The organism is Nocardioides sp. IC4_145 (assembly GCF_011250565.1).
GTDB lineage: Bacteria > Actinomycetota > Actinomycetes > Propionibacteriales > Nocardioidaceae > Nocardioides.
The window spans coordinates 1-6,278 of record NZ_JAANMS010000079.1 but is presented as its reverse complement, the minus strand read 5'-3'; the positions used below and the strand labels follow the sequence as shown (position 1 = coordinate 6,278).

The window sequence follows — 6,278 nt, the reverse complement described above, 5'->3', positions numbered from 1 at the left end:
GGACGACCGGACATCGGCCCGGCGGCCGGCGGGCTGAGCCGGACGCACGTGGCCCGCGTCACACGGCAGCGGTCCTGGGGTCAGCTCGCCTTCTTAGCCGCGGCCTTCTTCGTGGTGCTCTTCTTCGCGGTCGACTTCTTGGCAGCGGTCTTCTTGGCGGGGGCCTTCTTGGCGGTCGACTTCTTCGCCGCCGAGGACGACTTCTTGGCGGCGGCCGTCTTCTTCGCCGGCTTCTCCTCGGCCTCGTCGTCGCCGTCACCGTCGGAGCCGGCGTCGGAGTCGCCCTGGGGCTCGTCCAGGTCGGAGGCGCGGGGCGCCTCGCCGCGGGCGGTCTTGGCGGCGTCGACAGAGCGCTGGAGGGCGGCGAGGAGGTCGACGACCTCGCCGGAGGACTTGGTGGAGGTGGGGGTGCGCTTGACCTCGCCGCCCTCGATCTTGGCCTTGACCATCGCCTCGACGGCCTCGGCGTAGTCGTCCTCGAACTCGGAGGGGTCGAAGTCGCCGGCGAGGGTCTCGACGAGCATCCGCGCCATCTTCACCTCGGCGTCCTTGACCTCGCCGGTCTCGACGTTGAAGTCGGGGGTGCGGACCTCGTCGGGCCACATCATCGTCTGGAGCACGATCACGTCGTCGCGCACGCGCAGCACGGCGACGGTGGTGCGCTGGCGCAGGGCGACGGTGACGACGGCCATCCGGTCGGCCTCGAGCAGGGCCTGGCGGAGCAGGGCGTAGGGCTTGGCGCCGGACTTCTCGGGCTCGAGGTAGTAGCTCTTCTCGAACAGCATCGGGTCGATCTGGTCCGAGGGCACGAACTTCTCGACCGCGATCTCCCGCGACGACGTCGAGGGCAGCTCGGACAGGTCGTCCTCGTCGAGGACGACCATCTCGCCGTCCTCGGTCTCGTAGCCCTTGGCGATCTCGGAGTAGGGAACTTCCTCGCCGTCGACCGAGCAGACCCGTTGGTACTTGATCCGCCCGCCGTCCTTGGCGTGCACCTGCCGGAACGACACGTCGTGCGACTCGGTGGCGGCGTACAGCTTGACCGGCACGCTGACCAGGCCGAAGGACACCGCACCCTTCCAGATCGCTCGCATGCGGTAAGCATGGCCCCATGCGCCCCATGCTCGCCACCAAGGGCACCTCGGTGCCGGCCGGTGCGGAGTGGGCGCACGAGGTGAAGTGGGACGGCGTCCGCGTCCTCGCCGACACCAGCCGCGAGAGGCGCACGCGCTTCACCAGCCGCAACGACAACGACGTGACGCTCGCGTGGCCGGACCTCGCCGAGCCGCCGCTGGGCGCCCGCGACCTGCTCGTCGACGGCGAGGTCATCGCGCTCAACGAGCAGGGGCTGCCGGACTTCCGCGTGCTCCAGGACCGGATGCACGTGCGCAAGGCGACGACCGCGGCGCGGCTCGCGGACCGCGTGCCGGCGACGTTCATGGTCTTCGACCTGCTCCGTCTCGACGGTGAGGACCTCACCGGCCTCCCGCTGCACGAGCGGCGCGCCCGCCTCGCGGACCTCGGCCTGACCGGCTGGCAGGTGCCGGCGTCGTACGACGACGGCGCGATGCTGCTCGACGCGACCCGCCAGCAGGGGCTCGAGGGGATCGTCAGCAAGCGGCTGTCGAGCCGCTACACCTTCGACGCCCGCTCGCCGCACTGGCTGAAGTTCGCCCACCGCCACCGGCTGTCGTACGTCGTCGGCGGGTGGCGCCCGACCGAGGGCACGAGCCGGCTGGGGGCGCTGCTGGTGGGGGAGCCGACGGCGGACGGGCTGATGTACCGCGGGCGGGTCGGCAGCGGCATCGGCGGCCGGGCGAGCGCCGCCCTGACCGAGGCGCTGGCGGCGTACGCGCGGACGTCCAGCCCGTTCGCCGACGAGGTGCCGCGCGTCGACGCCAAGGGCACGCACTGGGTCGAGCCGGTGCTCGTCGTCGACGTCGACACCCACCACACCTCGCGGGCCCAGCGCCTGCGCCAGCCGTCGTACCAGGGCGTCCGCGCCGACCTCTCGCCCGAGGACCTCCTCGTCGACCCGCAGGGGGAGGGACGTTGAGCCCCGAGAAGCAGGAGGTCGTCGTCGAGGTCGACGGGCGACGGCTGAAGATCAGCAGCCTGGACAAGGTGCTCTACCCGGCGACGGGGACCACCAAGGGGGAGGTGCTGCACTACTACGCGCAGGTCGCGCCGGTCATGCTGCCGCACCTCGCCGACCGCGCGGTGACCCGGATCCGGTGGCCCCACGGCGTGCAGGAAAGCAGCTTCTACGAGAAGAACGTGCCCGCCGGCGCGCCGTCGTGGGTGCGCACCGCCACCGTCCCGACCACCGGCAGCCGCGGCAGCTCCCGCAACGGCGACAAGCTGGTCTTCCCGGTCGTCGACGACCTCGCCACGCTCACCTGGCTGGTCAACCTCGCCGCGCTCGAGCTGCACGTCCACCAGTGGACCGTGGGCCGCAACGGCCGCCCCCGCAACGCCGACCGCCTCGTCATCGACCTCGACCCCGGCGAGCCCGCTGGTCTCCACGAGTGCTGCCAGGTCGCGCTGATGGTGCGCGACGCGCTGGCCGAGCGCGACCTGGACTGCCGGCCGGTCACCAGCGGCAGCAAGGGCCTCCACCTGTACGCCGAGCTGCCGGGCCGGATGCCGTCCGACGACTCGACCGCGCTGGCCAAGGAGGTCGCCGAGGCCCTCCAGAAGCAGCACCCCACGCTCGTCACCGCCACGATGACCAAAGCCCGGCGCTCCGGCAAGGTCTTCCTCGACTGGTCGCAGAACGCCGGCTCCAAGACCACGATCTCGCCCTACTCCCTGCGCGGCCGGGAGCGCCCCACCGTCGCCACGCCCGTCACGTGGGCCGAGGTGGAGGAGGGCGCGGAGGACGAGGAGGGGCTGCGGCAGTTCCGGTACGACGAGGTGCTCGACCGCGTCGCCGAGCACGGCGACCTCTTCGCCTGAGCGCTGTTACCCAACTGTTCCGTCGAGGAGGGGTCGGCGTCACCGGGCCGTGGCCGCCGCCTCCCTAGCGTGGGGAGCACGCCGGTCGGGGGACCGGCGCCCTGGAAGGACTGCGGCACCGACATGACCAGCCTGACGACCTCGCCGACGACCACCGTCCGCCCGCGCCTCCTGGTGCTGCCCGCTGTCGCGGTCGCGGCCGTCGCGGCCGTGGGACTGCTCTCCGGGCTGCCGCTGAGCGGGTCGAGCGACGCCGGCGCCGGGGTGGACCTGGTCGCCGAGGACGGTCGCACGGCGACGCTCACGGTCACCGACCTCGCTCCCGGTGACAGCGCCACCCGCACCGTCACGATCGCCAACGACGCTCCCGAGCCGGCTCGGCTGACCTTCACCGAGACCGGCGACCCGGCGGCGTACGCCGGGGGCCGGCTGCGGCTGAGCGTCTCCTCCGAGGGGCGCGAGGTGTACGACGGCACGTTCGGCGGCCTCGGCGACTACCCGCTCGACATGGGCTGGCTGGAGGCGGGCGCGTCGGCGACGTACACGTTCGTCGTCTCGCTGCCGCACGACGCGCCCGTGGTGCCGGGCGGGGACACCCCGGCCACGGCGTCGTACTCCTGGGTGACCAGCGACTGACGCTGCCCCTGCTCCGGCACCTGCCCCGGCCTGGGCCCAGGCGTGGGCCCGGGCCCGAGGGAGGATGGGCCGCTTCCCCGGACGCGGGGGGTCCCTGGCTCTATGCTCGTCGCCATGGGTCACCGGGTTCTGGTCGTCGAGGACGAGGAGGACATCGCCTTCCCCCTCGTCCGGACGCTGGAGCGCGAGGGCTACGAGGTGGGCTGGGTCGACACCGGCCAGAAGGCGCTCGCCGAGCTGGACGGGCGCCCGGCCGACGTCGTCATCCTCGACCTCGGCCTGCCCGACGTCGACGGGCTGGAGGTCTGCCGCCGCGCGCGCGAGGCCGGCTTCGACGGCGCGATCATGATCGTCACCGCCCGCGCCGGTGAGCTGGACCGGGTGGTCGGGCTCGACTACGGCGCGGACGACTACCTCTCCAAGCCGTTCGGCCTCGCCGAGCTGCAGGCCCGCGTCCGGGCGCTGCTGCGCCGCACCGCCGGGGCCCGCGAGACCGCACCCGTCGACGGCGTGCTGCGCATCGACGTGGCCGCCCGCCGGGTCTACTCCGGCGAGGACGAGGTCCCGCTGACCGGCAAGGAGTTCGACGTCCTGTCGATCCTCGCCGCCAACCGCGACAAGGTCGTCTCCCGCGGCCGGCTGATGGCCGACGTGTGGGACGAGAACTGGTACGGCTCGACCAAGACCCTCGACGTCACCATCGGCCGCCTGCGCCAGAAGCTCGAGAGCCAGGGCGTCTCCGACCGGGTCGTCGCCGTGCGCGGCGTGGGCTTCCGGCTCGAGGGCGCCTCGCCCGACGCCTGAGCCCGCTCGGCCCCCTCAGTCCTGCAGGAACCCGGTGACCAACCGGCCGACCCCGTCGGGCCGCTCGAGCTGGAGGAAGTGGCCGGCGCCCTCAACCAGCACCGCGCCCGCGCGCTCGGCGATCCGCGGGTGGAGGCAGCCGTCCTGCGCGCCGTGGAGCGCGAGGGCCGGGACGGTCGGGGTGCCGGTCCAGGTGCGGTGCCAGTCGCGGTACGCCGACTCGACCTGCCACGGGCGGGCGGCGGCGCGGTAGTAGCCCAGCGCCGCGGACCGGTGGGCGGGCTCGCGCAGCGCGGCCAGCACGTGCTCGAGGTCCTGCCCGGCGTCGTACCCGGGTGACCAGGCGGCCCACAGGTGGCGCACCAGCCGCTCGAAGGAGCGCTCGGGCAGGGCCGGGAGCTGGTTGAACAGCGTGTACCAGCTCATCCGCGCCTGCCGGGCCAGCACCAGCGGGCCGTGGCCACTCATCGCGCGCAACGGCGGGACGGCCATCGTGACCACGCGGGAGTACGGCGACGACGGGTGCGCGCCGAGCGCGTTGGCGGTGATCGCGCCCCAGTCGTGACCGACCAACACTGCCCGCTCGTCGCCGCCGAGCACGTCGTGCACGCCGACCGCGTCGGCCATCAGTGCCGCGACGTGGAAGTCGCCGTCGCGCGGGATGCCCGAGGGTGCGTAGCCGCGGGTGTACGGGGCGACCACCCGCCAGCCGTGCTCGGCGAGCAGCGGGCCGAGGTGCCGCCAGGTCCACGCGGTGTCGGGGAAGCCGTGCAGCAGCACCGCGAGCGGCCCGTCCTCGGGTCCCCACGCGAGGCAGGAGAGCGTGACAGCGGGGAGGGGGACCTCGAGGGTCTCGGGGGTCACGCTCGCCAGGGTAGGGGGCGGCTCAGGGGTGCGGCCAGGGTCGCGTCCGAGCCGGTCCCCGATGTGCCGGACCGGCTGCGGCACCAGGCTCGGAGCCATGATCGAAGTCCAGTCGCTCACCAAGGTCTACGGCGGCTTCCGAGCCGTCGACGACGTCACGTTCACCGCCGAGGCGGGCCGGGTCACCGGCTTCCTCGGCCCCAACGGCGCCGGGAAGTCCACCACCATGCGCGTCATGGTCGGGTTGACCCCGCCGACCACCGGCACCGTCACCGTCGACGGCCGCCGCTTCGCCGACCTCCCCAACCCCGGGCTCGAGGTCGGGGTGCTGCTCGACGCGTCCGCGCAGCACGCCGGCCGCACCGGCCGGGAGGTCCTCACCCTCGCGCAGGAGACGATGGGCCTGCCGCGCCGCCGCGTCGACGAGATGCTCGAGCTGGTCAGCCTCACCCCGGCGGAGTCGAAGCGCCGGGTCAAGGACTACTCGCTCGGCATGCGCCAGCGGCTCGGCATCGCCACCGCGCTCATCGGCGACCCGCGGGTGCTGATCCTCGACGAGCCCGCCAACGGGCTCGACCCGGCCGGCATCCGCTGGATGCGCGACCTGCTGCGCGGGTACGCCGACCGCGGCGGCACCGTGCTGCTCTCCAGCCACCTGCTGCACGAGATCGAGGTCGTCGCCGACGACCTGGTCGTCATCGGTCAGGGGCGCATCGTCGCCTCCGGCACGAAGGCGGCGCTGCTCGCCTCGGCCGGCACCCTCGTCCGGACGCGCGCCCACCTCCTCGACGACCTGGCCCGCGCGCTCACGGCCGCCGACCTGACCAGCACCCCCGCCGGGGTGGGCACCCTGCGCGTCGACGCGGAGAGCGCCCGCGTCGGCGAGATCGCCTCCGCCGCCGGCGTACCTCTTGTCGAGCTGCGGCCCGCCGACGGCGCCGGCCTGGAGGAGATGTTCCTCGAGCTCACCGCCGAGACCGCCCGAGAAGGAGCAGCAGCATGACCACCCTGACCAC

The 6,278-nt window shown here is 73.6% G+C and carries 7 protein-coding genes; 5 read left to right on the top strand and 2 right to left on the bottom strand.

Annotated features, from left to right (window positions below; all coding sequences use genetic code 11):
* Window positions 1–80 precede the first annotated feature (80 nt).
* Window positions 81–1,094: a Ku protein gene (locus G6553_RS20415; protein WP_166196943.1), complete on the bottom strand. Its 1,014-nt coding sequence runs from the start codon at window positions 1,092–1,094 to the stop codon at window positions 81–83.
* A 17-nt stretch (window positions 1,095–1,111) separates the two neighbouring features.
* Here G6553_RS20415 and ligD (G6553_RS20410) point away from each other — a divergent pair, with 17 nt between their 5' ends.
* From ligD (G6553_RS20410) to G6553_RS20395, 4 genes are all read left to right on the top strand, one after another.
* The gene (gene ligD, locus G6553_RS20410; RefSeq protein ID WP_166196942.1) at window positions 1,112–2,056 is read left to right on the top strand and encodes a non-homologous end-joining DNA ligase; all 945 of its coding nucleotides are present in this window, start codon (window positions 1,112–1,114) and stop codon (window positions 2,054–2,056) included.
* Window positions 2,053–2,958, top strand: coding sequence for a non-homologous end-joining DNA ligase (ligD, locus tag G6553_RS20405; protein ID WP_166196940.1), 906 nt, complete (start codon window positions 2,053–2,055; stop codon window positions 2,956–2,958). Before ligD (G6553_RS20410) ends, ligD (G6553_RS20405) begins: the two co-directional genes overlap by 4 nt.
* 123 nt (window positions 2,959–3,081) lie before the next feature.
* Complete coding sequence (locus G6553_RS20400; RefSeq protein ID WP_166196938.1) at window positions 3,082–3,594, top strand: hypothetical protein; 513 nt, start codon at window positions 3,082–3,084, stop codon at window positions 3,592–3,594.
* A 114-nt stretch (window positions 3,595–3,708) separates the two neighbouring features.
* Window positions 3,709–4,398, top strand: a complete 690-nt coding sequence (locus G6553_RS20395; protein ID WP_166196936.1) for a response regulator transcription factor — start codon at window positions 3,709–3,711, stop codon at window positions 4,396–4,398.
* A 15-nt stretch (window positions 4,399–4,413) separates the two neighbouring features.
* Here G6553_RS20395 and G6553_RS20390 read toward each other — a convergent pair whose 3' ends face one another.
* Window positions 4,414–5,262, bottom strand: coding sequence for an alpha/beta hydrolase (locus G6553_RS20390; RefSeq protein WP_207620083.1), 849 nt, complete (start codon window positions 5,260–5,262; stop codon window positions 4,414–4,416).
* 97 nt (window positions 5,263–5,359) lie between these two features.
* On the opposite strand from G6553_RS20390, the gene G6553_RS20385 reads away from it, so the two are divergent.
* Entirely contained in the window at window positions 5,360–6,265 is a 906-nt protein-coding gene (locus G6553_RS20385) for an ATP-binding cassette domain-containing protein (protein WP_166196932.1), read from the top strand.
* Window positions 6,266–6,278: the final 13 nt, after the last annotated feature.